Source organism: Corynebacterium sp., from assembly GCF_030535495.1.
Taxonomy (GTDB): domain Bacteria; phylum Actinomycetota; class Actinomycetes; order Mycobacteriales; family Mycobacteriaceae; genus Corynebacterium.
This window is the reverse complement of the sequence record NZ_JAUNRW010000029.1, coordinates 1-23,736: the sequence shown is the minus strand read 5'-3', so window position 1 is coordinate 23,736 and position 23,736 is coordinate 1. Positions and strand designations below refer to the sequence as shown.

Annotated in this window: 26 protein-coding genes; 10 read left to right on the top strand and 16 right to left on the bottom strand. The window is 66.3% G+C overall.

From position 1 onward, the window contains the following. Positions 1-81 precede the first annotated feature (81 nt). The 3 genes from Q4F73_RS05615 to Q4F73_RS05605 are packed head-to-tail and all read right to left on the bottom strand — an operon-like array spanning position 82 to position 2,353. Positions 82-1,104, bottom strand: coding sequence for a hypothetical protein (locus tag Q4F73_RS05615; protein WP_303358377.1), 1,023 nt, complete (start codon positions 1,102-1,104; stop codon positions 82-84). Then, entirely contained in the window at positions 1,101-1,985 is an 885-nt protein-coding gene (locus Q4F73_RS05610; protein ID WP_303358376.1) for an ABC transporter ATP-binding protein, read from the bottom strand. The genes Q4F73_RS05615 and Q4F73_RS05610 overlap by 4 nt, the downstream gene beginning before the upstream one ends. Beyond that, positions 1,982-2,353 (bottom strand): GntR family transcriptional regulator, encoded by a 372-nt coding sequence (locus Q4F73_RS05605; RefSeq protein WP_303358375.1) that lies wholly within the window; start codon positions 2,351-2,353, stop codon positions 1,982-1,984. The genes Q4F73_RS05610 and Q4F73_RS05605 overlap by 4 nt, the downstream gene beginning before the upstream one ends. 193 nt (positions 2,354-2,546) lie before the next feature. Here Q4F73_RS05605 and Q4F73_RS05600 point away from each other — a divergent pair, with 193 nt between their 5' ends. Continuing rightward, positions 2,547-3,800 (top strand): NYN domain-containing protein, encoded by a 1,254-nt coding sequence (locus Q4F73_RS05600; protein ID WP_303358374.1) that lies wholly within the window; start codon positions 2,547-2,549, stop codon positions 3,798-3,800. Positions 3,801-3,806: 6 nt separating this feature from the next. Here the strand turns inward: Q4F73_RS05600 and Q4F73_RS05595 are convergent, their stop codons facing one another. Both Q4F73_RS05595 and trxA read right to left on the bottom strand, forming a co-directional pair. Beyond that, positions 3,807-4,673 carry a PspA/IM30 family protein gene (locus Q4F73_RS05595; protein ID WP_303358373.1) on the bottom strand — a complete coding sequence of 289 codons (867 nt, stop codon included), beginning with the start codon at positions 4,671-4,673 and terminating at the stop codon, positions 3,807-3,809. A 129-nt stretch (positions 4,674-4,802) separates the two neighbouring features. Then, positions 4,803-5,186, bottom strand: coding sequence for a thioredoxin (gene trxA / locus Q4F73_RS05590; RefSeq protein ID WP_303358372.1), 384 nt, complete (start codon positions 5,184-5,186; stop codon positions 4,803-4,805). A 129-nt stretch (positions 5,187-5,315) separates the two neighbouring features. Between trxA and Q4F73_RS05585 the strand changes: the two genes are divergently transcribed. The 4 genes from Q4F73_RS05585 to Q4F73_RS05570 all read left to right on the top strand — a co-directional run bounded on the left by Q4F73_RS05585 (position 5,316) and on the right by Q4F73_RS05570 (position 9,407). Continuing rightward, positions 5,316-5,525, top strand: coding sequence for a heavy-metal-associated domain-containing protein (locus Q4F73_RS05585; RefSeq protein ID WP_303358371.1), 210 nt, complete (start codon positions 5,316-5,318; stop codon positions 5,523-5,525). A gap of 12 nt (positions 5,526-5,537) precedes the next feature. Beyond that, a complete protein-coding gene (locus tag Q4F73_RS05580; RefSeq protein ID WP_303358370.1) occupies positions 5,538-5,738 on the top strand; it encodes a heavy-metal-associated domain-containing protein in 201 nt (66 codons plus the stop codon). A gap of 97 nt (positions 5,739-5,835) precedes the next feature. Then, positions 5,836-8,070, top strand: a complete 2,235-nt coding sequence (locus Q4F73_RS05575; protein ID WP_303358369.1) for a cation-translocating P-type ATPase — start codon at positions 5,836-5,838, stop codon at positions 8,068-8,070. Beyond that, positions 8,067-9,407 carry an MFS transporter gene (locus tag Q4F73_RS05570; RefSeq protein ID WP_303358368.1) on the top strand — a complete coding sequence of 447 codons (1,341 nt, stop codon included), beginning with the start codon at positions 8,067-8,069 and terminating at the stop codon, positions 9,405-9,407. The genes Q4F73_RS05575 and Q4F73_RS05570 overlap by 4 nt, the downstream gene beginning before the upstream one ends. Positions 9,408-9,429: 22 nt before the next feature. On the opposite strand, the gene Q4F73_RS05565 is transcribed toward Q4F73_RS05570, so the two are convergent. Then, positions 9,430-9,600 carry a hypothetical protein gene (locus Q4F73_RS05565; protein WP_303358367.1) on the bottom strand — a complete coding sequence of 57 codons (171 nt, stop codon included), beginning with the start codon at positions 9,598-9,600 and terminating at the stop codon, positions 9,430-9,432. 397 nt (positions 9,601-9,997) lie between these two features. Here Q4F73_RS05565 and Q4F73_RS05560 point away from each other — a divergent pair, with 397 nt between their 5' ends. After that, positions 9,998-11,179: an MFS transporter gene (locus tag Q4F73_RS05560; protein WP_303358366.1), complete on the top strand. Its 1,182-nt coding sequence runs from the start codon at positions 9,998-10,000 to the stop codon at positions 11,177-11,179. On the opposite strand, the gene Q4F73_RS05555 is transcribed toward Q4F73_RS05560, so the two are convergent. The 9 genes from Q4F73_RS05555 to Q4F73_RS05515 form a co-directional block, all read right to left on the bottom strand. Then, positions 11,142-11,687 carry a PadR family transcriptional regulator gene (locus tag Q4F73_RS05555; RefSeq protein ID WP_303358365.1) on the bottom strand — a complete coding sequence of 182 codons (546 nt, stop codon included), beginning with the start codon at positions 11,685-11,687 and terminating at the stop codon, positions 11,142-11,144. The two genes, Q4F73_RS05560 and Q4F73_RS05555, sit on opposite strands and share 38 nt — an antisense overlap. Before the next feature lie 115 nt (positions 11,688-11,802). Then, on the bottom strand, positions 11,803-13,275 hold the full coding sequence (dnaB, locus tag Q4F73_RS05550; RefSeq protein WP_303358364.1) for a replicative DNA helicase: 1,473 nt from the start codon (positions 13,273-13,275) through the stop codon (positions 11,803-11,805). A 511-nt stretch (positions 13,276-13,786) separates the two neighbouring features. Further along, positions 13,787-14,239: a 50S ribosomal protein L9 gene (gene rplI / locus Q4F73_RS05545; RefSeq protein ID WP_303358363.1), complete on the bottom strand. Its 453-nt coding sequence runs from the start codon at positions 14,237-14,239 to the stop codon at positions 13,787-13,789. Positions 14,240-14,304: 65 nt separating this feature from the next. Further along, positions 14,305-14,901 (bottom strand): single-stranded DNA-binding protein, encoded by a 597-nt coding sequence (locus Q4F73_RS05540; RefSeq protein ID WP_303358362.1) that lies wholly within the window; start codon positions 14,899-14,901, stop codon positions 14,305-14,307. Positions 14,902-14,966: 65 nt separating this feature from the next. Next, positions 14,967-15,254 (bottom strand): 30S ribosomal protein S6, encoded by a 288-nt coding sequence (gene rpsF / locus Q4F73_RS05535; RefSeq protein WP_303358361.1) that lies wholly within the window; start codon positions 15,252-15,254, stop codon positions 14,967-14,969. Between the two features lie 126 nt (positions 15,255-15,380). Further along, entirely contained in the window at positions 15,381-15,581 is a 201-nt protein-coding gene (locus Q4F73_RS05530) for a hypothetical protein (protein ID WP_303358360.1), read from the bottom strand. Beyond that, entirely contained in the window at positions 15,578-16,936 is a 1,359-nt protein-coding gene (locus Q4F73_RS05525; protein ID WP_303358359.1) for a glycosyltransferase family 87 protein, read from the bottom strand. The genes Q4F73_RS05530 and Q4F73_RS05525 overlap by 4 nt, the downstream gene beginning before the upstream one ends. Next, positions 16,937-19,102, bottom strand: a complete 2,166-nt coding sequence (locus Q4F73_RS05520) for a transglycosylase domain-containing protein (RefSeq protein WP_303358358.1) — start codon at positions 19,100-19,102, stop codon at positions 16,937-16,939. 89 nt (positions 19,103-19,191) lie between these two features. Beyond that, complete coding sequence (locus Q4F73_RS05515; protein ID WP_303358357.1) at positions 19,192-19,578, bottom strand: DUF5318 family protein; 387 nt, start codon at positions 19,576-19,578, stop codon at positions 19,192-19,194. Positions 19,579-19,706: 128 nt separating this feature from the next. Between Q4F73_RS05515 and Q4F73_RS05510 the strand changes: the two genes are divergently transcribed. From Q4F73_RS05510 to Q4F73_RS05495, 4 genes are read left to right on the top strand one after another with little or no spacing between them, the layout of a single operon-like run. Beyond that, positions 19,707-20,798 (top strand): inositol-3-phosphate synthase, encoded by a 1,092-nt coding sequence (locus Q4F73_RS05510; protein WP_303358356.1) that lies wholly within the window; start codon positions 19,707-19,709, stop codon positions 20,796-20,798. 46 nt (positions 20,799-20,844) lie between these two features. After that, positions 20,845-21,306, top strand: a complete 462-nt coding sequence (locus Q4F73_RS05505) for a MarR family winged helix-turn-helix transcriptional regulator (protein WP_303358355.1) — start codon at positions 20,845-20,847, stop codon at positions 21,304-21,306. A gap of 57 nt (positions 21,307-21,363) precedes the next feature. Beyond that, positions 21,364-22,314 carry a universal stress protein gene (locus tag Q4F73_RS05500; RefSeq protein WP_303358354.1) on the top strand — a complete coding sequence of 317 codons (951 nt, stop codon included), beginning with the start codon at positions 21,364-21,366 and terminating at the stop codon, positions 22,312-22,314. A gap of 22 nt (positions 22,315-22,336) precedes the next feature. Next, a complete protein-coding gene (locus Q4F73_RS05495; RefSeq protein WP_303358353.1) occupies positions 22,337-22,852 on the top strand; it encodes a hypothetical protein in 516 nt (171 codons plus the stop codon). Here Q4F73_RS05495 and Q4F73_RS05490 read toward each other — a convergent pair. Beyond that, on the bottom strand, positions 22,849-23,736 hold an 888-nt coding region (locus Q4F73_RS05490; RefSeq protein ID WP_303358352.1), incomplete at its 5' end, for a rhodanese-related sulfurtransferase. The genes Q4F73_RS05495 and Q4F73_RS05490 overlap by 4 nt on opposite strands.

The window sequence follows — 23,736 nt, the reverse complement described above, 5'->3', positions numbered from 1 at the left end:
ACTCACATAAAGTTACACACCACCCCACAACAACACAAACCCCCAGCTCACAGGCACAAACAAACGGTTGCAGAACAGCCCTTAGGCACCCTTCGGGGCGGCCGTGAACACGGAGACGCGCTCCACCGCCCGGGGCAGGGACACTCCCAGAACGGCGAAGACCGCCACCGCGCCGGCCGCCACCACCGCGGACGGTGCTCCCCACGCGTATCCCGCGAGCACCGCTACTGCTGCCACAAGGGGCACTGCCAGGACCGGGGACGCGGCGGCGTCGAGAAGATCCAGGAAGATGGTCCCCACCGTGAACAGCATCAGGAAGCCGAGAACGACGGCAACATCGCCGAGACCAGCCCCATACGCCAGCAGGAAAGCTCCGACGAGTACGGCGACCACGAGGTTGATACCGCTAATGATCCACGTCTCCCGGGCCCAGCGCCCGCGTGTTCCACCGAAGGCGATCCACTGACGGAGAGAGGACCGTAATGGCCGCTGGGAGAACACCACGAAGGGAAGGAGCACGATGAGGAAGATCATTCCCGAGAACAGACTGTTCTCGGCTCCCATGTAGACGTCGACAGCCCAGCGGACCAGGGTGTAGACGGCCGCGGCCAGCCATATCGTGGCCCACCAGGTCAACTGCGGGCGGCGGATGATCTGGGTGACCGGGTCGACGGGGAACAGGCGGCCGTCAACCTGTGTTGCCCGTCGGCCCCTGAGCCGTTCGCGGTCCGGTGAATCCACCAAGGGGAGCAGCGCAACGCCCACCAACGCTGGGTAGATGAGCGGCGGGTAGTCGCCCGCCGGGGTCAGCACCCGGAGCAGAAGGGCCACCAGGAGAGCGACCCCCACGGCGAGGGCGCCCAGCCAGCGACGGTGTCGCTTCCACATCGCGGTGTTCAGAGACAGTGCCTGATAGTCGGGCCAGTGGGGGCGCATGCGCAGGACGACGATGACGATGAGGGCCACCTGCGCCCAGAAGGTCAGGCCGGTGGCCACGATCGTGGCCAGCATCGTGAAAATGATGATCGGCAGGAGCCCCAGCAGAATGCGCGGCCGGAGGACGAGTCCACGGAAGAGCCGGGACTGTGAGACGACGTGGTTCATCGCGGGTCTCCTGACGTGGTCATGGCCAGGACAGCATTCTCCAGCGTGAGCTCGGCGACCTGCACCGGACCCACCTGCCCTGCGGCCTGGACGACATCGTCGATGCCTAAGTCGTGATTCTGCAGGTCCAGCACGCTACGCCGCCCGAGCGCCAGATCCTCGCGGCGCATCTCGCGGACCGATCCCAGGCGCGACAGGACGCGGTCGACATCGCCGCCGTTGCCGCTGACCTGAACGAAGCGGGCGGACATATCGTCGATGGGGCCGTTGATCAGCACCTCCCCGGCGTCGATGTAGAGCACGGTGTCCAGCAGTTTCTCCGCCTCGTGGAGATGGTGGGTGGACAGGACGATGGTGCGCCCCGACTCCTCCCGGAGCACCCGGTAGAACTCCTCGCGTTTGGCCACGTCGAGACCGAGATAGGGTTCGTCGAGAAGCAGCAGTTCGCAGCCGCTGGCCACGGCCATGACGATGCTCGCCGCGGATTTCTGGCCGCGGGAGAGCTCGGAGTAGCGGGTGTCGTCCGGCAGGTCGAAGCGCGCCACCAGCTCGGCGGCGCGGGCGTGATCCCAGGTGGCCCAGCGGGCGGCGGCGACGTCGAGAAGCGTGGGCACAGACCAGCGCTCCGGCAGCGGAGCATCGATGCCGGCGAGGATGAGTCGATCCATGACGGCGGCATTGTCGAACGGTTCCTCGCCGAACACCCTCAGATCCCCTCGGTGGGCGAGCTGGCCGGCGAGGACGCGCAGCAGCGTCGTCTTGCCCGTGCCGTTGCGGCCGATGAGTCCGTGGACGAGTCCGGGTTGCAGATCGAAGTCCATGCCCGCGAGGACATCGGAGTTCCGGCGGTAGCCGGCAGAGAGGTTGCGTGCGGTGATCATCGGTAGAGTCCTCGGCTTTCTGCGACTGCGTCGATGAGGTGGCGGATGTCTGCTCGGGTGAAGTCGAGTTTCACGGCTTCGTCGATGAGCGGGGCGAGATAGTTGGCGGCGAAGTCCTCCCGTCTCCGGGCGACGATGAGGTTTCGGGCGGCGGCGGTGACGAACATCCCGATACCGCGCCGCTTCTCCAGGACCCCGGAGTCGACGAGGAGGGCGAGCCCGCGGCGGGCGGTCGCCGGATTGATGTCGTGGAATTCGGCCAGTTCGTTGGTGGAGGGTGCCCGCGCACCGGCCGCGAGGGAGCCGTCGACGACGGCGTCCTCGATGAGTTCCGCGATCTGCCGGAACAGGGGCGCGGTGGCGTCCATCTCTCACCCACTTAGTTGGTTAGTTACTCCACTAACGAACCTATATCACGGATAACAACTTGGCCACCCACCTCCCGGCGACCTGCGCTTTTCATCGGAATCCGCAGCCCGCCATCGACGCGGCAGAGGTAGTTAGGGCATGCTGGTATGGAAGAAACGCAACTTAGTTACGAACAAACAGAAATTAGGAGCCATGCTTGAACGCACACTTGTCTTCGTCGACACCTCTTATCTCCTGGCGAGTTTCTACAACTCATGGGAAACGGGTGCCCGTGCACAATTAGAGATCGACCTGCCCGAGGTGGTCAACGTCCTCGGGAACATGGTCCAGACCCAACTTCACCAACCCATCCATCGCCAACTCTGGTACGACGGCATCCCGGAGACCGGACCACACCGCTATCAGCGAGCCCTGCGCACCTGCGATGGGGTGCAGCTGCGCGCGGGTCAGCTCATCGAGTGGGGCGAGCGGCGCACCCAGAAGGCGGTGGACACCCGCCTCGTGGCGGACATGGTCGTCGCCGCCTGCCGCCAGCAGGTCTCCGACCTGGTGCTCGTCTCCGGTGACGCGGACATGATCCCGGGTGTCCACGAGGCCACCAATCACGGCCTGCGTGTCCACCTGTACGGATTCGGCTGGGATTCCATGTCCTCCGCCCTGCGCCATGCCTGCGATTCGACCACCATCCTCGATCCGCGGGAGGATTTCGCGGAGGCCATGCAACTGCAGGTCCTCGAGGGCCCACTTCCCCCGGTGGTCCGGGACCGGCCGCTCTCGGATGCCGAACCCATCGAGGACCTCGGCATGACCGAGGTACCCAGCCCCGGTGGACTCGCCCCCTCGGAGACGACCTCCCAGGCTGAGCAGGAGAGCACGCAACCCGCGGACGCACCCACCGATCCCTGCCCCGAGCCCGATACTCCAGAAAGCTCCTTCGCCCCCGCCAACCCGGTCTCCCAGGCCCCCTCCCCCGTGGAGGCGGCCGTCCAGGCCGCGGCCAGCACCGCCGACCAGGAAGTCAGTGAGGAGGACAAGGCCGCTGCAGCACCCAACCCAACGCCCACCCCGGCCCCCAAGCCAGGCGCACCGAAACCGGGCGCACCGAAGCCGTCGATGATGGCTCCGCGCCGCAAACTGCGATCGCGCTATGTGCCGTTGCCGGAGGAGGTCTGGTCCTCGGCCGGATTCCAGACGCCCTTCGACGTCGGCCAACAGTACGCGACCTGGTGGTATGACAATGCCGCCAGCGTCGAGCAGCGCGATACTGCGCACCTGCTCTCCGGTGGCGGCCTGCCCCCGGAGATCGATCGTCCGCTGCTGCAGTTCGCCTGCGAGACGCTGCACGAGTACACGCTCAGCGAATCGCAGCGCGTCAACCTCCGGGACGGATTCCACTCGGGGATCCGCGGTGTGCTCATCAACTTCCACCGCGAGATCCGCGAGTAGAACCTCCTACTTGTCGTTCGTGTCGGCGCCGCCCGGTTCCTCACCGGCGGCGTCGACTTCTGCGTTGTCCAGCGGCTCCGCCTCCACCAGCTCCGGGTCGATGTCGGTGTCGGTGTCGGTGGGCTCACCCTCCGTGAGCTCGCCGGCTGCCTCGCCACTCATGGCCGCGCGAATCTCGGCGAGACGCGCGGAGGCCTTCATGTCGGTCCCGGCGCTGGCGATCTCCGTCATGCGGTCGGAGACGGAGTGCTGGGTCAGCTCCTGGGCGCCGAGCGCATCGGCGTAGCGACGCTCGATCTTGTCCCGCACCGCATCCAGCGTGGGCACATTCCCGTCGGGACGTACCTCCTGCATGGAGTCCATCGCCCGGGTGGCGGTCTCCTGCATGGCAGCCTGATCCGCCTGCGCCCGGAGCTGATCAATCTGGGACAGCTGCTCCTTGAGGCGGGCCTCGGACTCGATCTGCTGCCGGGTGGCCTGCTCCGCGTTCTGGGTGGCCTGGGCGTGCAGCTGCTTGGTCTCCTCGAGCTGCTGCTCGACGGCCACCAACTGGGAGGCGAAGATCTCGGCGGTGTTGGTGTACTCCTGCGCCTTGGCCTCATCCCCCTCGGCGGTGGCCTTGTCGGCGGCCTGCAGGGCGGTGCGGGCCTGCTCCTGATGGTCCTGCTGGGACTTGAGCAGGCGGTCGAGTTTCATCTCGAGCTGCTTCTGATTGCCGATGACAGCGGCAGCCTGCTCGGTGATCTGCTGGTGCTGGCGCTTGGCTGCCTCGGTGGCCTGCTGGATCTGCACCTTGGGGTCGGCGTTCTCGTCGATCTTGGAATCGAAGGAGGCCATGAGGTACTTCCAGCCCTTGGACAGGGGATTGGGCATGTGCGGGTCTCTCTTTCTTAGATCGGGCTCTCAAGGACTGAGTTTAGAGAGAAATCCCCGGGCCCGTCGGCACGACAAAACCCGGCCCCCACGCGGGAAGCCGGGTTGTTGCTCATGCTGAGGGGGCGCCTACTGGCCCTCCGCGTCGCGGGCGGAGTTGGCTTCGGCGACCTGGCGGCGGACATCGTCCATGTCGAGGCCCTTGACCTGGCCGATGAGATCCTCGAGCGCAGCCGGGGGCAGGGCACCGGCGTCGCGGTAGACCATGATGCCGTCGCGGAAGATCATCAGGGTCGGGATGGACTGGATCTGCAGTGCGGCGGCGAGACCCTGGTGGGCCTCGGTGTCCAGCTTGGCGAAGGTCGCGTCCGGGTGGTTCTCGGCGGCGGCCTCGAAGGTGGGGGCGAAGGCACGGCAGGGACCGCACCAGGAGGCCCATGCGTCCACGAGGACGATGCCCTCGCCGCTCACGGTCTCCTCGAAGCTGGCTTCGGTGACGTCAATGGTTGCCAAGGTAATCTCCTGAAAAGTCGTTTTGTATGGTCTTACGTATAGCCGCGCTTATGCGGTGTCGTTCTAGCTCAACCCTACCTGGCCTGCCGTGTATTCCCGCGGGCCCTGTGGCCAGAGGAAAGGATCCGCATGATCAAGAACTACGTCGTCGAAGGCATGACCGGTGATGCCTGCCGTGTTGCGGTGGAGGAGGAGATCAACGAGATTCCCGGCACCCAGGGGGTCGATGTCGATGTCGAGTCGGGCGTGGTCGCCGTCACCGGTGAAGAGCTCTCCGATGCCCTGGTGGCCCGCGCCGTGGAGAACGCGGGGTACCGTCTGAAGGAGAACGAGCTCTAGAGAGGATCAGCCATGGCAGTCAAGAACTACCAGGTCGAGGGCATGACCTGCGGCCACTGTGAAATGTCCGTGCGTGAGGAGGTCGGCGAGGTCCCCGGCGTCTCCACCGTCGACGCCTCGCATGAGACCGGGACGGTCACCGTCACCGGCGAGGGTTTCACGGACGCCGCCGTCACCGCGGCCATCGAGGAGGCGGGGTACACAGTGGCCTGACAGGCTGCTTATCGACGCCCACCTCACCCGGCCCCCAATGCGGGGGCCGGGTTTTCCCGTCCTTGCCCGATACCCCATAGGGGTATATCCTGGAGTCATGAATTCTGTGGATCTCGGCGTCACCGGCATGACCTGCACGGCCTGCTCCGGCCGCGTGGAACGCAAGCTCAACAAGGTCGAGGGAGTCGAGGCCACCGTCAATTTCGCCACGGAGACGGCCTCCATCAGCTTCGACCCCGACAAGGTCGACCGCTCGGCACTCATCGAGGTGGTCCGGGGTGCCGGGTACGACGCCTTCGAGCTCGCCCCCGAGGTGCCGGTGGAGGCCGACGATGACGGGGCGTCGATAAGCGCGGACCCCCACGAGGCCGCCCGCGCCCGCGAAGCGGCGGACCTCAAGCACCGCCTCATCATGTCCGCCCTGCTCACGGTCCCGATCGTGGCCCTGAGCATGATCCCGACACTGCAGTTCACCCACTGGCAGTGGGCGGTGCTCACCATGACCACGCCGGTCTTCTTCACCGGCGGCGCCCCCTTCCACCGCGCGACCTGGGCCAACCTGCGGCACGGTTCCTTCACCATGGACACGCTCATCACCCTGGGCACCTCGGCGGCCTACCTGTGGAGCCTGTGGGCGCTGTTTATCGGCGACGCCGGACACGCGGGCATGACCATGGAGATGCACCTGTTCCCCTCGGACACCACCATGGACGAGATCTACCTGGAGACCACCGCCGTGGTGATCACGTTCCTGCTGCTGGGACGGTGGTTCGAGCTGCGCGCGAAGGGGCGGTCCTCCGAGGCGCTGCGCGCTCTGCTCGACATGGGTGCCAAGGATGCGACCGTGCTCCGCGGGGAGCGGGAGGTCCGCGTCCCCATTCGGGAGCTGGCGGTCGGTGACCACATCATCGTCCGCCCCGGGGAGAAGATCGCCGCCGACGGGCGCGTCGTCGAGGGCACCTCCGCCGTGGACGAGTCCATGCTCTCCGGCGAATCCGTCCCCGTGGACGTCGGCGTCGGCTCATCGGTGACCGGGGCCACCATCAACGCCTCCGGGCGCCTGCTCATCGAGGTCACCCGCGTGGGCGCGGATTCCACCCTCGCGCAGATGGCCCGCCTGGTCTCCGAGGCACAGTCCCGCAAGGCCCCGGTGCAGCGGCTGGTGGACCGCATCTCCCAGGTGTTCGTGCCGGTGGTCATCGTCATCTCCCTGCTCACTCTGGGCACGCACCTGCTGCTCGGCCACGGACTGGCCCCCGCCTTCACCGCCGCCGTCGCCGTGCTCATCATCGCCTGCCCCTGTGCCCTCGGGCTCGCCACACCGACGGCACTGCTCGTGGGTACGGGGCGCGGTGCGCAGCTCGGCCTGCTCATCAAGGGCCCGGAGGTGCTGGAATCCACCCGGCGCGTGGACACCATCGTCATGGACAAGACCGGCACCGTCACCGAGGGAGCGATGTCCGTGTCCGATGTCGTCGCCGGGGAGGGCACGACCACCGGGGACGTCCTCCGACTGGGTGCCGCCGTCGAAGCCGGATCGGAGCACCCCATCGCCCGCGCGATCGTGGCCCGCGCCGGGGAAGACCTGCCGCCGGTCAGCGACTTCCGCAGTCTGGCAGGTCGCGGTGTGCACGGGGTCGTCGAGGGCCGCGCGGTGACGGTGGGGCGTCCCGACCGTGCCCTCCCGCCCTCCCTTGAGGCAGCGTTCTCCGCGGCGCAGTCCAGCGGCGGCACCCCGGTGGTCGTCAGCATCGACGGGTTACCGGCCGGGGTGATCACCGTGCGTGACACCGTCAAGGACTCCTCCGCTGAGGCGGTGGCCACCATGCGGGAGATGGGCATGACCCCGATGCTGCTGACCGGGGACAACGCGGGGGCGGCCCGGGCCGTCGCATCCGAGGTCGGCATCGACCCGGCGGACGTCATCGCGGAGGTGATGCCGGATGAGAAGGTGGCGGTCGTCGAGAAGCTGCAGGGCGAGGGACGCATCGTCGCCATGGTCGGCGACGGCGTCAACGACGCGGCGGCCCTGGCCCGGGCCGACCTCGGCCTGGCGATGGGGGCCGGCACGGACGTGGCCATCGAGGCCTCCGACATCACCCTCATGAACGACGATCTGCGCTCCGCCACCCACGCCATCCGCCTGTCCCGCCGCACCCTCGGGACCATCAAGGGCAACCTCTTCTGGGCCTTCGCCTACAACGTGGTGCTCATCCCCGTGGCGGCCGCCGGATTCCTCAACCCCATGCTGGCCGGGGTGGCCATGGCCTTCTCCTCCGTTTTCGTCGTGAGCAACTCGCTGCGACTGCGCGGGTTTAAGATCAACGCATGAACCAAGCACTGACCAGGAACCAGCGGCTCGACCGACTGCCGGTCACCGGCAGACACCGGAAGCTGCTCTTCGGCTCCGGCATCGGTTGGGCGCTCGACGCCATGGACGTCGGACTCATCTCCTTCATCATGGCCGCCCTGGCCGTCCACTGGGGCCTGACCCCCACCGAGACCTCCTGGCTGGGTTCCATCGGTTTCGTCGGCATGGCGCTGGGCGCCACCTTCGGCGGTCTGCTCGCCGACCGCATCGGACGCCGCCAGGTCTTCGCCCTGACCCTGCTCGTCTACGGCCTGGCCACGGGCGCCTCCGCCCTGGCGGGCAGTCTGGCGGTGCTCATCGCACTGCGTTTCGTCGTCGGTCTGGGCCTCGGGGCCGAGCTCCCCGTCGCCTCCACCCTCGTCTCCGAGTTCTCCCCGCGCAAATACCGCGGTCGGATGGTGGTCATCCTCGAGGCATTCTGGGCCGTGGGGTGGATCGCCGCGGCACTCATCGGCTACTTCGTGGTCACCGCCTCCGATGACGGCTGGCGCTGGGCCCTGGCCCTGGGCATGCTGCCCACCTTCTACGCCATCTACGTGCGCCGGGGCCTGCCGGAGTCCGTGCGCTTCCTGGAGGACAAGGGTCGCCATGACAAGGCGGAGGAGGTGGTCACCTCCTTCGAGTCCGAGCTGGCCCCGGAGGAACTGGCGCGTATCGACGCCACCGAGCAGCAGCGCCTGCGCGACCTGCCCCGCGAGGACTTCGACGAGGCCTCCTCCATCTGGGCGGGCGGGCTGCGGGCACGTACCGCTGCCCTGTGGATCGTGTGGTTCTGCGTCAACCTCTCCTACTACGGGGCCTTCATCTGGATTCCCTCGCTGCTGGTCGCCGACGGCTTCACCCTGGTGAAGTCCTTCCAGTTCACGCTCATCATCACCCTCGCCCAGCTGCCCGGTTACGCCCTGGCGGCCTGGCTCATCGAGACCTGGGGCAGGCGCCCCACGTTGGCGGCCTTCCTTGTCGGTTCGGCCGCCTCCGCGTTGTTCTTCGGCACGGCCTCCACCGAGACGACGATCATCCTCGCAGGCTGCCTGTTGTCCTTCTTCAACCTGGGTGCCTGGGGCGCCCTGTACGCCATCGGCCCGGAGCTCTACCCCTCCCACATCCGCGGCGCGGGCACCGGGGCCGCCGCCGGCTTCGGCCGCATCGCCTCCATCATCGCCCCGCTCATCGTTCCGCCGATGCTGGTGTGGGGCGGTTCCATCGCACTGTTCAGTCTCTTCTCCGCGGCCTTCGTGCTGGCGGCGGTGGCCACGCTGACGTTGCCCGAGCAGCGCGGGAAGGTGCTCGACTCCTGATTCCCCGTCTGGCGGTGTGCGCCTAGCTGAAGCTGAACATGCCGGCGAGGCGGTCCATGAGGCTGGGCTTGCGCTCCAGTGCGAAGTCATCCAGGTGACGCGGCACCGCGAGGATGGTGGCCCGCTCAGTGCGCTCGACGCGGATGGTGTTGTTGAAGGTGGCGGTCCGGGGGTTGAACTCTCGAGTGGTCATGCTGTCCCTCCTTGGTGCAGTGTTCGCTCATGGTCGGTGTGTTTCTTTGTTGGCTCTGAGTTTAGGAAGTTATCGCAGGTCAGGCACCATTGGTAAGCCATGCCTTAGTAATCTCGCCCTTAGATAGGGCGACCTAAAACGCATCAAAAGCCCAGGAAAGCAACCCTGAAAGGGGTGAGCTTGCTCACTTATAGGGCCCGTCGCACCGCCTCCACCACGCCGCCGACTACCCCCATCCGGGGGCTCCCCCACGCCGGGAGGATTCCCAGGGTTGACCCAGGGCCCCTCCCGAAACGAGTGGGCATGATGCTAGGGAGGTAATCTGCGCGACGTTCGGCGTACACTGTGCGGATAGTCACAGGTATCACCAAGGGGCCGAGGAGGCCGAGGAGGCGCAGTGCCGAGAGACAACCGCACATGGCTTCGCGTCGGCCTGGGACTGTTCGTCGTCGCCTTCGGCGCGAACATCTTCGCCCCGCTGCTCCCCTCCTACCGCGACACCACCGGGCTCAGCCAGCCCCAGGTCACCTTCCTCCTGGCGATCTACGTCCTCGGCCTCGTACCCGCACTGCTCATCGGCGGACCGATGTCGGACGTCAAGGGCCGACGCGCCATCATCAGGCCCGCCCTGCTCATCGGCGGCCTGGGGTCGGTGATCCTGGCTTTCGGCGCGGCCGGCTCCTTCCTCGCCCTGAGCACAGGCCGATTCATCGCGGGCTGCGCCATCGGACTCATCATGGCCGCCGGTGCCGCCTGGGTGCAGGAGCTGTCCCCCGGTCCCGCGCACGTCGGCGCCCGCCGCGCGACCATCGCCCTGTCCCTGGGGTTCGGTGGCGGACCACTGCTGGCGGGTTTGATCAGCCAGTTTCTTCCTCATCCCAACCTGCTGCCCTACCTGCTCCACCTGTTGGTTCTGGTAGTCATCGCGCCAGTGGTGTGGCGTAGCCCCGGCGGCGCGGCACAGCAGGACGCGGAGCGTCGTCCGATGTTCTCCCGCAGCGTCCTGTCCCGGGATTTCCTGTGGTCGGTCGCGGCGTGGGCCCCCTGGGGATTCGGGGCGGTGTCCACCTCGTTCGCGATCCTGCCCGCCCTCGTCCACGAGGACCTCCACTGGCCGATCGCCTTCACGGGCATCGTCGTCGCGGTGACCATGGGCACCGGCGTACTCATCCAGCCACTGGCCACCCGCTTCGGCTCCGACCTGGTCCCGCCCGCCATTCTCGGTCTCGTCTTCATCATCGCCGGCATGGGCATGTCCGTCGTGGTGGCGCTGAGCGGTTCACGGTGGACCGTGTACCCGGCCGCCGTCCTACTCGGCGCGGCCTACGGCATCATGATGGTCTCCGGCCTGCGGGAGGTTCGTCGTATCGCCCCGCCGCGCGAACTGGGTGCCGCGACAGCGGTGTTCTACTCCCTGACCTACGTCGGCTTCTTCGCCCCGCTCACCCTCTCCTATCTGGGCCCTGCGGTGGGCTACGAGACGATGTTTGTGGTCGGCGCCCTTATCGCGGCCGCCTCCATCCCCCCGGTGGTCCGGGTGGCTAGAGGGCGCGGATCTGGCGCGCCGCCGACGCGATGATGTCGGCGACGGCGTCCTGCTTATCGACGCCCGCCCCCCGCACCGCGGACTTCAGCTCGCGGAAGGCCACTCCGTAGCGGCCCCGCGGGTCATCGTCGCTGCGCTCGCGGTAGACGTCGAGGATGCCTGCCCACTCCGGGTGCTTCTCCACCTGGGCGCGCCCTTCCGCGGTGAGGGTGGCCAGTTTGCGGCCGTCCTCCACTGACATGGTGATCAGCCCCTCGTCCTCCAGGAGGCTGAGGTTGGGGTAGATGCCGCCGGGCGACGGGGTCCACGCTCCGTCGGTGCGCTCACTGATCTCGTTGATGAGCTGGTAGCCGTGCATCGGCTGGGCAGCCAGCAGAACGAGCAGCACCTGGCGGAGATCGCCCCGCCCTGCGCGACCGCCCCGCCCGCGCCCGTGGGTGCCGTGGCGCCCCCGCATGCGGCGTCGTCCCTGACGTGAGCGGCGGCCATGACCGCAGCAGTGCTCGTCGTTGTTTCCATGATGAATGGTGATGTCGTACATTCTCTGATCCTTTCGATATATCGGAATGTCTGGCGCCACGATAACAACCGATGTATCGCTATGTCAATAGTGATGTATCACTACCCGGGGCGGGGCGATGCCCCGCCCCCCGACCTCAGACCCCCGCCATGTCGGTGAAACGGGAGTAATGCAGCTGGTGAGCGACCGTGACAGTGGCGATCGGCCCACCGCGGTGCTTGGCCAGGATGACGTCGGCCTCACCGGAACGAGGATCCTCGCCCTGCGAGTCCGGCCGGTACAGCAGCATGACCATGTCAGCGTCCTGCTCCAGCGAACCGGACTCACGCAGATCCGCCAGCTGCGGGCGTTTGTCGCTGCGGGACTCAGGCCCACGGTTGAGCTGCGAGATCGCCACCAGCGGCACATCGAGTTCCTTGGCCAGCAGCTTGAGCTGGCGGGAGAACTCGGAGACCTCCTGCTGGCGGGACTCCACCTTCTTGCCCGAGCTCATCAGCTGGAGGTAGTCGATGACGATGAGCTGCAGGTCGTGCTTCTGCTTGAGGCGACGCGCCTTGGAGCGGATCTCCATCATCGTGAGGTTGGGGGAATCATCGATGAACAAGGGAGCCTCGGAGATCTGCCCCACGCGGTTGGCCAGCTTCGTCCAGTCATCGTCCGACATCCGGCCGGCGCGCATGTCCGAGAGCTTGATGGCCGTCTCCGCCGACATCAGACGCATGACGATCTCCGACTTGCTCATCTCCAGCGAGAAGATGACGGAGGCCTTGCCATTCGCAATGGAGCACGAGCGCATGAAATCCAGTGCGATGGTGGACTTACCCACACCCGGGCGGGCCGCGACGATGACCATCTGTCCACCGTGGAGGCCGTTGGTGAGATTGTCCAGGTCCACGAACCCGGTCGGCACGCCCTGCGCCAGGCCACCGAGATTGGCGATGCTGTCGAGTTCCTCCATCGTCGGCTCGATGATGTCGGCCAGAACCGCATAGTCCTCCGTCTCGGATTTCTGCGCGATGCCGAAGATCTCCTGCTGGGCCAGGTCGAGGACCGTCTCCACCTCGGCGCCTTCACTGCCCTCGTAACCCAGCTGGACAACGCGGGTGCCCGCATCGACCAGCCGCCGCAGGATCGCCTTTTCGGCGACGATCTCCGCGTAGTAGCGCGCATTTGCGGCGGTGGGCACCGAGGAGATGAGCGTGTGCAGGTACGGCGCCCCGCCGACGCGCTCGAGGTCGTTGTGGCGGTCCAGCCGCCCGGCGACGATCACCGGATCAATGTCCTTGCTCTCCCCGAACAGATCGATCATCGCGGTGTAGATGAGCTGGTGTGCCGGGTGGTAGAAGTCCTCCGGGGAGAGCTCCCCGATGATCTCCACCACCGTGTTCGGGCTGAGCAACATGGCTCCGAGCACGCCCTGCTCGGCCTCCCGGTCGTGCGGGGGCTGACGGTATTCACTGAAGGCAGGGCCGGAGTTGCCCCGGTCCCGACGCCTGGGCGCGGACTTCTGGAACGCCGGAACCAGGTCCCCGCCGTCCTCCGCCGGGTCCGGCTCCGACGGCGGTACGTAGTCGTCGTCGAAACTGGCGCCACCGAATCCTGAAGTCATGACTCGCAGTCTAGCCCGGACGGCAGCGCGCACGAATCGGCCGCCGGACCCTGTGGATAACTCCCCGAAACCGGCCCCCTGGGCGGGGTTCTCCACACCCCGTTCCCCCGGATTTCCGGCCACTTATCCACATGTCCTGTGGATAACTCCGGGTTAACGGACGTTGAGGGCATCTCCGCCCCCGGCGGCGTTGTGGACAACCTGTGGACAACTCATCCACCCAGAGCGAACACAGACGCCAACGCCGCAGGTCAGAGGCCAGATCGCACCCTGTGAACAACCCGGACGAAGCGGTGCACAACACCGCTTACCAGTACGTTTGACAGGCGCCCTGGAGCACGCTAATCGGCCGCGAACGACGAACGATAGGTAGACAAAAGGTTACTTCTCCCCATTTCTCCACAGATATCCACAACATAAAAAAATCGACGCCCCGCGGTTCACGTTCCGCGGGGCGTCGACAAGCTGTTGTCGTTGGGCCGGGTCAACCCCGGCCGTCGTCAGGCGTAGATTACGCGGCGACGACCTCGAAGTTGATCTTGCCGGTCACGTCGTCGTGGAGCTTGACGATGACCTGGTAGTTACCGGTCTTCTTCACGAGACCCTTGGGCACCTCGATGGTGCGCTTGTCCAGGGTCGGGCCGCCGGCCTTCTTCACTGCGTCGGCGATGTCATCGGCCTTCACGGAGCCGAAGAGCTTGCCGGAGTCGGAGGAACGGACCTGCACGGTCACGCCGGACAGCTGCTCGAGCTGCTCGCGGACCTCACGGGCGTGGTCGAGGTCGCGGATGGCGCGAGCCTCCTGGGCACGCTGAATGCCCTCGATCTGCTTCTCAGCACCACGGGTGGCCACAATGGCCAGGCCGCGGGGAAGCAGGTAGTTGCGTCCGTAACCGTTCTTGACCTCGACGACGTCTCCTGCGTCACCGAGGTTCTCAACGGCAGCGGTGAGGATCAGCTTCATGATCCCTGCCTTTCGTTGTTCATCCCTGTCGGGAAAGTTCTGTTGAGTGGGTAGATTCTGCTCGATCAGAACGGAGGCTCGTCATCAGCCGCTCCACCGAAACCACCGGCCGGCGGGGCGGAGCCCCACGGGTCGTTGGCCGGCTGCTGCGACTGCTGCTGAGGTGCCTGCTGCTGGGACTGGCCGAAACCGCCCTGGTACTGAGACTGCTGGGGGGCCTGCTGCTGCGGAGCCTGCTGGCCCCGCTGCTGCTGACCACCGTAGTTACCGCCGCCGACGTTGCCGCCACCTTCACGGGGGTTGCGGTTGATCTGGGCGGAGGCGAACTTCAGCGACGGGCCGACCTCGTCGACCTCAATCTCGAAGACCGTGCGGTTCTCGCCTTCCTTCGTCTGGTAGCTGCGCTGCTTGAGGCGGCCGTTGACGATGACGCGCATGCCCTTGGACAGGGACTCGGCGACATTCTCGGCTGCCTGGCGCCAGACGTTGCAGGTGAGGAACAGGGCCTCGCCGTCCTCGTACTGCCCGGAGTCTCGGTTGAAGACGCGGGGAGTGGAGGCGACGCGGAAATTGGCCACCGCGGCACCCGAGGGGGTGAAGCGGAGTTCAGGGTCGGCGACGACGTTGCCGACGACAGTGATGGGGGTATCTCCAATAGCCATGTTCTTCTTACCTTCCGTTGACGGGCCCGGGTGTCAGGGTTGTACCTGTCACCCAGTATCCGTTCTTAAGCGTCGGTGCGCAGAACCTTGGTGCGCAGGATGGAGTCGTTCAGGTTGAGAACGCGGTCCAGCTCGAGGACGGTCGCAGACTCGCACTCGAGGTTGACGACGGCGTAGACGCCCTCATCCTTCTTGTTGATCGGGTACGCAAGACGGCGCTTGCCCCACACATCAACCTTCTCGACCTTGCCGTTGTCCTTGCGGACATTCTCAAGGTACTTATCCAGGGACGGGGCGACGGTGCGCTCATCCTGAGACGGATCCAGAATGATCATGATTTCGTAGTGACGCATCGACCTCATCACCTCCTATGGTCTAGTAATTTGGTTCGGCCACGCCCCGAATGGGCGTGACAGGAGGGTCTGTTGCGTCAAGCAACCCCAGCAGCGTACCGCAACCGGGGGCAGAAGAGTTAATCGTCAGCGGGTGACGTCACCGGGCATCGTCGCGTAGAAGACGGCGAGGATGACCGGGAAGACGGTGACGAAGACGAACGCCGCGATACCGAACCCTACCGACCAGGCCTGTGGCTTCTTGTTCACGAAGGTGTAGAACGCAGCTCCGATGCACAGGAAACCGATGACGATCGAACTGATGCCGAGGACGGTGACGGTGGTCATGCCTCCACCTTAGAACGCAGGATCTGGCGCACCACCAGCACCGTCATGACCGTGAGGAGGATGAGGCGGGTGAGCAGGGCGGTGTCGAGAAGCTCCGAGGGGATGCCGTTGTTGTCCGCGCCGAGCATGTACCACATGAGCAGGGGCCACACGAGCGCGTCGACCGCCATCCAGGACAGCAGCAGCCGCCAGCGCGGCAGCGCCAGTACCGCTGGGATGACCAGCCACAGCGAGTACTGCGGCGACCACACCTTGTTGAGCACCAGGAACGCCACGATGATGAGGAAGATGAGCTCCACTGCCCGGGGCCGCACCGGCGCCCGCAGGCCGAGCACGAGAATGGCCAGGCACGCCGCCGCGAACAGGGCGAAAGACACGACGTTGAGGGCCTCCACCGGCAATGCCGGCAGGAAGGTGTTGCGGTCGACGATGGCGTAGATGGTGGTCCACTCGTAGCCACGTTCGCTGTTCAGGCGCAGGAACTCACCCCACCCGTCGGGGTAGGCGAGCATAACCGGGAGATTGAGGGCCAGCCACGAGACCACGGCCGTGCCGAGCATCCTCGCAAACGGCAGGAGGCGGCGATCCCGGATCGCCAACACCAGATAGGCGCCGAGCAGGTAGAGCGGCCACAGCTTGAACGCCGTGCCTAATCCGATGAACAGTCCCGCCCACCCGAATCTGCTTCTCGACGCCGCGTGCATCGCCGCCACCGCCAGAGTGATCGAGGGAATGTCCCAGTTGGTGAAGGCGTGCACGATGACCAGCGGCGAGGCGGCCACGAGGACCACGTCCCAGATCCGGTGCCCGGCCATGTCCGCCACCAGGCGGATGGCCACGACCCACAGCGCCGACATGGCCAGGGCCGTGAGAGCGAAGTACCAGGAGGCTTCGGGGACGGTGAGACCGGTGGCGTCGATAAGCGGGTAGGTCGCCCGGGTGATCGCCGCCACCACCCACTGGAACAGCCCGGCGAGCACCGGGTACTCCAGGTAGCGGGTGAGATCCCCCTCGACCCACGAGTAGGCGTAGGGAAAGCCGCTCTCGTTAAGGCCCCGCCCCCCGTACAGCGGAGTGATGTCGTTGTAGCAGGCGGCGACGTACTGGCGCTCCCCCGACCAGTCGAGGATGACCCGACCGTCCTCCCCGCGGTTGCCCTCCAGGCAGCGGGCCTTGCTAAGGAATCCGAACGACAGGAACACCGACGCGAGCATGATGAGCACCCGGAGAGGAGTCCACCACCGCTGGCGCCCGACCGCCGCGAAACGACCCACCGGACCACCGAGCGCATCGACGAAACCCCGGGCGACCGATTCGGTCAGCGCCGGGGAACGACGGGTGAGACGGGACTCCACTTAAGGCAGATCGATGGTGACACCCGGCAGGATCTCGATGCTCTCCGGCAGTTCCGGGGCCGGCGCCGGGGCCGGTGCGGGTTCCGGCTCGGGCGCCGGGGCCTGCTCGGCCTCCGGTTCAGCCTCCGGCTCGGGTGCTTCCGCCGGTGCCGGGGCCGGGGCCGGCGGGGCCGGGACATAGCTCAGGCCGTTGCCGCCGGCGGGAATGCCGGTGCCGAAGTTGATCGGCCCCGGAGACGTGAAGTACTCGATCTCCTTACCCTCGTGGGCACCGTCCATGGAGGCCTTCCAGATGTTGGCCGGGGTACCGGATCCGAACATGTTGCCACCCCACGTGTTGAAGATGGCGGAGGTGTTGTCGGCGGTGCCCACCCACACGGCGGTGGCCAGCTGCGGGGTCGCGCCGATCATCCAGGCGTCCTTGTTGAGGCCGGTGTCGCCCAGCTGCGCGGTACCCGTCTTGGAGGCCGAAGGGCGGCCCCCGGCCAGGGAGTTGCCGTTGGAGTAGGCGGCGATCGGCTGCATGGCGCTGAGGAGATTGTCGGCGACCACCTCGGAGACGCGGCGCTCACCGTCACCGACCTCGTGCTGGAAGAGGATCTCACCGTCGGAGGTCTCCACCCGCTCCACGAAGTACGTCTCGTGCCAGACTCCGCGGTTGGCCAGCGTCGCCAGGGCCGTCGCCATATCGAGCGGGCGGGACTGGTACTGGCCCAGGACGATGCCCTCGTAGGGCTGGCCACCGTTCTCGCGGAGTGTGGTCGGCACGGTCGGCAGCGACCGGGCCATGCCCAGGGCGTGGGCCATGTCGGCGGTGTCCTGGGTGGTGTTCTCCAGGTCCTCCTGCAGGCGGATGAAGCTGGTGTTGAAGGAACGCTTGAGGGCCTCCGACAGGGTGGTGTATCCGGCGCTGCCGCCGTCCCAGTTGCTCACCTCGATGTTGCCCGGCAGCATGACCGGGGAGGAGTCGTACACCGCGGTCAGCGGGATGCCCTGCTGCAGGGCGGCCGCCAGGCCGAAGATCTTGAAGGTCGAGCCGGTCTGCAGGGCAGCGTTGCCGTAGTCCCAGCCGGAGGCGTCCTCGCCGCCGTAGTAGGCACGGACCGCGCCGGTGCCCGGCTCGACGGTGACCACTCCGGCGCGGGCGTCCTCCTGCAGGGTGGCGAGGTTGGTGCGCACGGATTCGACGGTGGCGTTCTGCGCCTGCATGTCAATCGTGGTGGTGATGCGCAGTCCGCGGGTGGTCACGTCGTTTTCGGTGATGCCGATCTTCTCCAGCTCCTCCATGACGTGATTCTTGATCATGCCGTTGGTGCCGGTGGCCTCGGTGTAGGCGGAGTAGTCGGCGGGGTTGCGGGTCTCCGGGTACTCCATCCCGGCGCGCTCCTCGGCGGGCAGGACCTCCATCTCGACCATGCCGTCGAGGACGTAGTTCCAGCGGGACTGCGATCCCTCGGGGTTCGTCCAGGGCTCCAGCTGGCTGGGCAGCTGGATGGTGGCGGCCAGCACCGCCCCCTCCTCGGTGCTCAGCTCCGAGACGGGCTTCTCGAAGTAGGCGTGGGAGGCGGCCTCCACGCCGTAGGCGTTACGGCCCAGGTAGACGGTGTTGAGGTAGGCGGAGAGAATCTCCTCCTTGCTCCACTCGTTGGTCATCTTGACGGAGTAGACCAGCTCGCGGGCCTTACGCACGTAGGAGTGCTCGTCGCCGACGAGCGCGTTCTTCACGTACTGCTGGGTGATCGTGGAACCGCCACCCGCGGAGGGGTTGCCCGTGATCTGGCCGATGACAGCGCGGCCGAAACCGGTGAAGGAGAAGCCCTGGTTCGTCCAGAACTCCCGGTCCTCCGCGGCGAGCACCGCGTTCTGCAGCTCATCCGGAACCTCCTCGAGCGACACCTGCCGACGGTTACCCTCCGGCGGGACGACCCGAGCCAGCTCAGTCGACGAGTCGGAGGCGTAGATCGACGAGACCTGCGCGGAGGTCAGCTCCTCCGGCTCCGGCACGTCGACGGTGGCGTACGCCACGAGGAAGACCCCGAGAGGGATGAGGATGAGGGCAGCCAGCCCGCCGAGCACCGCGAGCAGCCACGGCCGCGAGCGTCTTCCGGTGGAGGCCTTCGAGCTTCCCGACGTCTCGCTCGAGCTAGTGTTTCGCTTCTCAGACACGTGTTGTCCCCGCTGTGATCACTGATGACGGTTGTTACACCCGTGAACACTACTGCTCTGAGACCCCAATAGGGAATCTTTGTGCTGGTTCAGGGCGTGTGTGTGTCTGTTGTCGCAGTGACGGCGGTGAGCAGATGGTTCCAGCGGCAGCGCGGGCACACCTCCACGGTGTGCACGGTGGCGTCCTTCCCGGCGGAAACGATGCGGGCGATCTCCTCGTCACTGCGCGCCGTGCCCGCCATCCGACCCAGCTGCTCCCCGTGAATCCACTGGACGATGCGCAGGTCAGCAGACTCGCACACCGGACACGGGCGTTCCGCCTGCTGCCCGTGGTAGTCGGCGGCGGTGAGCAACAGGAAGTCGGCGTCGCACACCTCCTCGCGGCTCGCTTCCCCGGCCCGCCACCGCCGCAGGAGCTCTGCCCTGGCGAAACGGTGGGAGACCTCATTGCGGTAGACAATTTTCTTCCCGGTCACGCCGTCAGTCTACGGACTCACCCCGGCAATCCTTCTGGATCGATCCCGCCCGGACCCGATCTCAACTTTGTCGAGGCGACACCATACGATGGACCGTTGAACAACCGGAAGCAAGGAGTGAACGGAACATGAGCAAGGTTCGCGTAGCAATCGTCGGTGTGGGCAACTGCGCCGCATCTCTGGTCCAGGGTGTGGAGTTCTACAAGGACACCCCCGCCGAGAAGAAGGTGCCGGGCCTGATGCACGTCCAGTTCGGTGACTACCACGTCTCCGACGTGGAGTTCGTCGCCGCCTTCGACGTCGATGCCGCCAAGGTGGGCACCGACCTGGCCGACGCCATCGAGGCGTCGCAGAACTGCACCATCAAGATCGCCGACGTCCCCGCCACCGGCGTGACCGTCCAGCGCGGCCCGACCCTCGACGGGCTGGGCAAGCACTACATGGAGACCGTCGAGGAGTCCGCCGACTCCCCGGTGGATGTCGCCCAGGCGCTTCGCGACGCCGCCGTCGACGTCGTCGTCTCCTACCTGCCGGTCGGTTCCGAGCAGGCCGACAAGTTCTACGCCCAGGCCGCCATCGACGCGGGCTGTGCCTTCGTCAACGCCCTGCCGGTGTTCATCGCCTCCGACCCGGAGTGGGCCCAGAAGTTCGTCGACGCGGGCCTGCCCATCGTCGGTGACGACATCAAGTCCCAGGTCGGCGCCACCATCACCCACCGCGTCATGGCCAAGCTCTTCGAGGACCGTGGCGTGCGCCTCGAGCGCACCATGCAGCTCAACGTCGGCGGCAACATGGACTTCAAGAACATGCTCGACCGCGACCGCCTCGAGTCCAAGAAGATCTCCAAGACCCAGGCCGTGACCTCCAACCTCACCGAGTCCCCGCTGGCCGGCAAGGTCAGCGACCGCAACGTCCACATCGGCCCCTCCGACTACGTCGAGTGGCTGGACGACCGCAAGTGGGCCTACGTCCGCCTGGAGGGCACCGCCTTCGGTGAGGTCCCGCTCAACCTGGAGTACAAGCTCGAGGTGTGGGATTCCCCGAACTCCGCAGGCATCATCATCGACGCCGTCCGCGCCGCCAAGATCGCCCTCGACCGCAAGGTCGCCGGCCCGGTCCTCCCGGCCTCCGCGTACCTGATGAAGTCCCCGCCGGTGCAGATGGGTGATGAGGTTGCCCGCGCCGAGCTCGAGGCATTCATCATCGGCGCAGAAGATTAAGGCCGGTTGATCGGTTTCGCGCGCAAACGTGTCTAGGATAGATCGCATGAGCGCATCGACCCCTGAGGATATCGCCGCCCGGATTCGTCCGGCAATGACCAAGCTGTACGTCATGTACTTCCGCATTGCCGAGCAGTCTGACCTGACCGGCCCTCAGTTGTCGATCATGGCCCGCCTGAAGAACAACGGTCCCTCGCGGATCAGTCAGATCGCCCGCGAGGAGGGCATCCGCATGCCCACCGCCTCCAACGCACTCCACCAGCTCGAACAGCGGGATCTGGTGGAGCGCATCCGCGACGAGCAGGATCGCCGCGGCGTCCGCGTCCAGCTCACCCGTCTCGGCGAGAGCGAACTGGAACGCGTCGGCGAGGAGCGCACGAAGTACCTCGCCGAGATGCTCGGCACCCTCTCCGAGGAGGATCTGGCGCAGGTGAGTGAGTTGACGGACATCATCAACAAGCTCGCCGACAATTACGGTGCAGACCTCATTGACACGGACAACGGCTAGACGGTGATAATGGGGGTTGTCACCCTTGTCCTCACCCCCGACCACATACCTCACTGAATGGCATCTCCTTTCATCGCTGGTGCCCAGGCACCCGCCCGCATCCTCGTCGCCTGGCGACCTGACTCCCCCGGCACCGAAGCCATCGACCTCGCTGCCTGGTTGAGTCGGACCACCGACGTGCAGATCCGCGTCGTCTCCACTCTCACCCGCCCCTGGCCCGCCTCCTCCTTCAGCCGCCTCGGCGGCAAGTACCGCAAGTGGTTCAAGAAGCAGGCCGAGGCCTGCGAGGTGGCGGTGAAGCGGGCGCTGAATGAGGCGGGCGTCGAGAAGCATCAGTGGGACGAGCAGTATTCCCTGTTCCTCGACGGTCCCTCGGAATCCGTCCTCATCAGCGAGGCCGCGACGGATTTCGATGCGCACCTCATCATCCTGGGTTCCGACGCCGCCGCCCCGAAGGGCCGCTACCTCGCCGGCTCCACCGCCGACGCGCTGCTGCACTCCTCCCCCATCCCGCTCGGTTTGGCGCCGCGCGCGGTACGCCTGTCCAAGCGCGGTGTCACCCGCATGAACTATGCGTTCCTGGAGACCGAGATCGACGAGAACGACCCCTCCCTCCACTACGCCGCGGATCTGGCGGACACGTGGGAGGTGGACATGCGCATCCTGGCGTTCTCCCCGTCCGGTATCGCGGACCGGGCGTTCCACGACAAGCTCGACTTCTCCCGGGAGCTTATCGACGAATGGCGCGAACACTCCCTCGCCATCCTCGACCGCAGTCACGATGTCGTCGCCGAACAGCACCCCGACCTGTCCGTGGCCTCCGACATCGGTTCGGGGACCGGATGGGCCGGCGCCATTGACGCCCTCAAGTGGCGCAAGGGTGATCTGCTGGTCCTGGCGTCCACCCCCCCGGGGCCCCTGGAGCGCGTTTTCGTCGGGTCAACCGCGACGGAATTCCTCCGTCACGTCCACATGCCGGTGATCATTCACCCGACCGTCCGGAATTGACGCGAGGTCTATGGTGGTAGGCATGAGTCATCCGGAGAACGACCGCAACCGCCCGAACTGGCGGAATTTCCTGGATCATCCGGAAAACGATCTCACCCAGGACGCGGACTTCGCCAACCGCCAGCCCCCCTCCCCTCGCTCGGCCGAGGAGCTGGCCTCCTCCACCGATCCGGCGGTCCAGGCCGAACGCAACCGCCGCTCCACCCGACAGGCCCTGGCCTGGATGATCGGCACCATGGCCCTGACGGCCGGTGGCGGTTTCCTTCTGGCGGTGATCACCCGGCTCATGGGCGGACCCCTGTGCGACGCCGGCGAGGCGGCCTGGCTGTGCACCCGTTCCGCGCAGATCTGGTGGCCGCTGGTGACCAGCGCCGTGGCCATGGGTGGTGTCATCGGCTGTGCGATCATCATGGTGCGCAAGCTCAACAGCTTCACCCGCTGGCGCCCGTGGATGGGCATCTTCTGGGTGCTCATCCCCTTCGCCATGATGTGGATGCTGCAGACCTGGCAGATCCTCATCGTCGCGTTGAACAACTAGGCGCGGGCCGCCACCTCGGCGCAGTCCGGGCGCCCGCAGTGGGCGGTCGCGGGCGTCGCCGCACACGATTCACACACCAGGGCCTGGCGGCGGCACGTGTCCTCGTTGAGGCAGTTGATGAAGTTGTTGGTGTGCCCGCCGCAATGGATACAGTGCCCCAGCTCGGCGTAGTCCTCCCCGAACTCGACGTGCATCCGCTTGTCGAAGACGTAGAGCGAGCCCTCCCACAGCCCGTCGTTGCCGTACTTCTCGCCGTAGCGGACGATGCCACCGTCGATCTGGTAGACCTCCTGGAACCCCCGGTTGATCATGAGGGAGGAGAGGATCTCACACCGCACGCCACCGGTGCAGTACGTGACCACCGGCTTGTCCTTCATCCAGTCGTACTTACCGGACTCGAGCTCGCCGATGAAGTCATGTGTGGTGGTGACGTCCGGCACCACCGCATCACGGAACTTGCCGATCTGCGCCTCCAGCGCATTGCGACCGTCGAAGAAGACGACGTCGTCGCCGCGGGTGTCGACAAGCTCATTGACCTCCTCCGGTTTGAGGTGCACACCGCCACCGATGATGCCGTCCTCATCTACCTTGATCTCCCCGGCCGCATTGAAGGCCACGATCTCATCGCGGACCTTCACGCTCAGCTTCGGGAAGTCCTCCGCCCCACCCTCGGACCACTTGAACTCCATGTCGTGGAAGCCCGGGTAGTCGCGCGTCTTGCGGATGTAGCGCTTGCACGCGTCGATGTCGCCGCCGACCGTGCCGTTGATGCCGTGCTCCGAGATGAGGATGCGGCCGCGCAGACCGAGTGACTCACACAGGTCCCGCTGCCAGAGCATCACCGCCTTCGGATCCTTGATCGGGGTGAAGCGGTAGTACAGGAG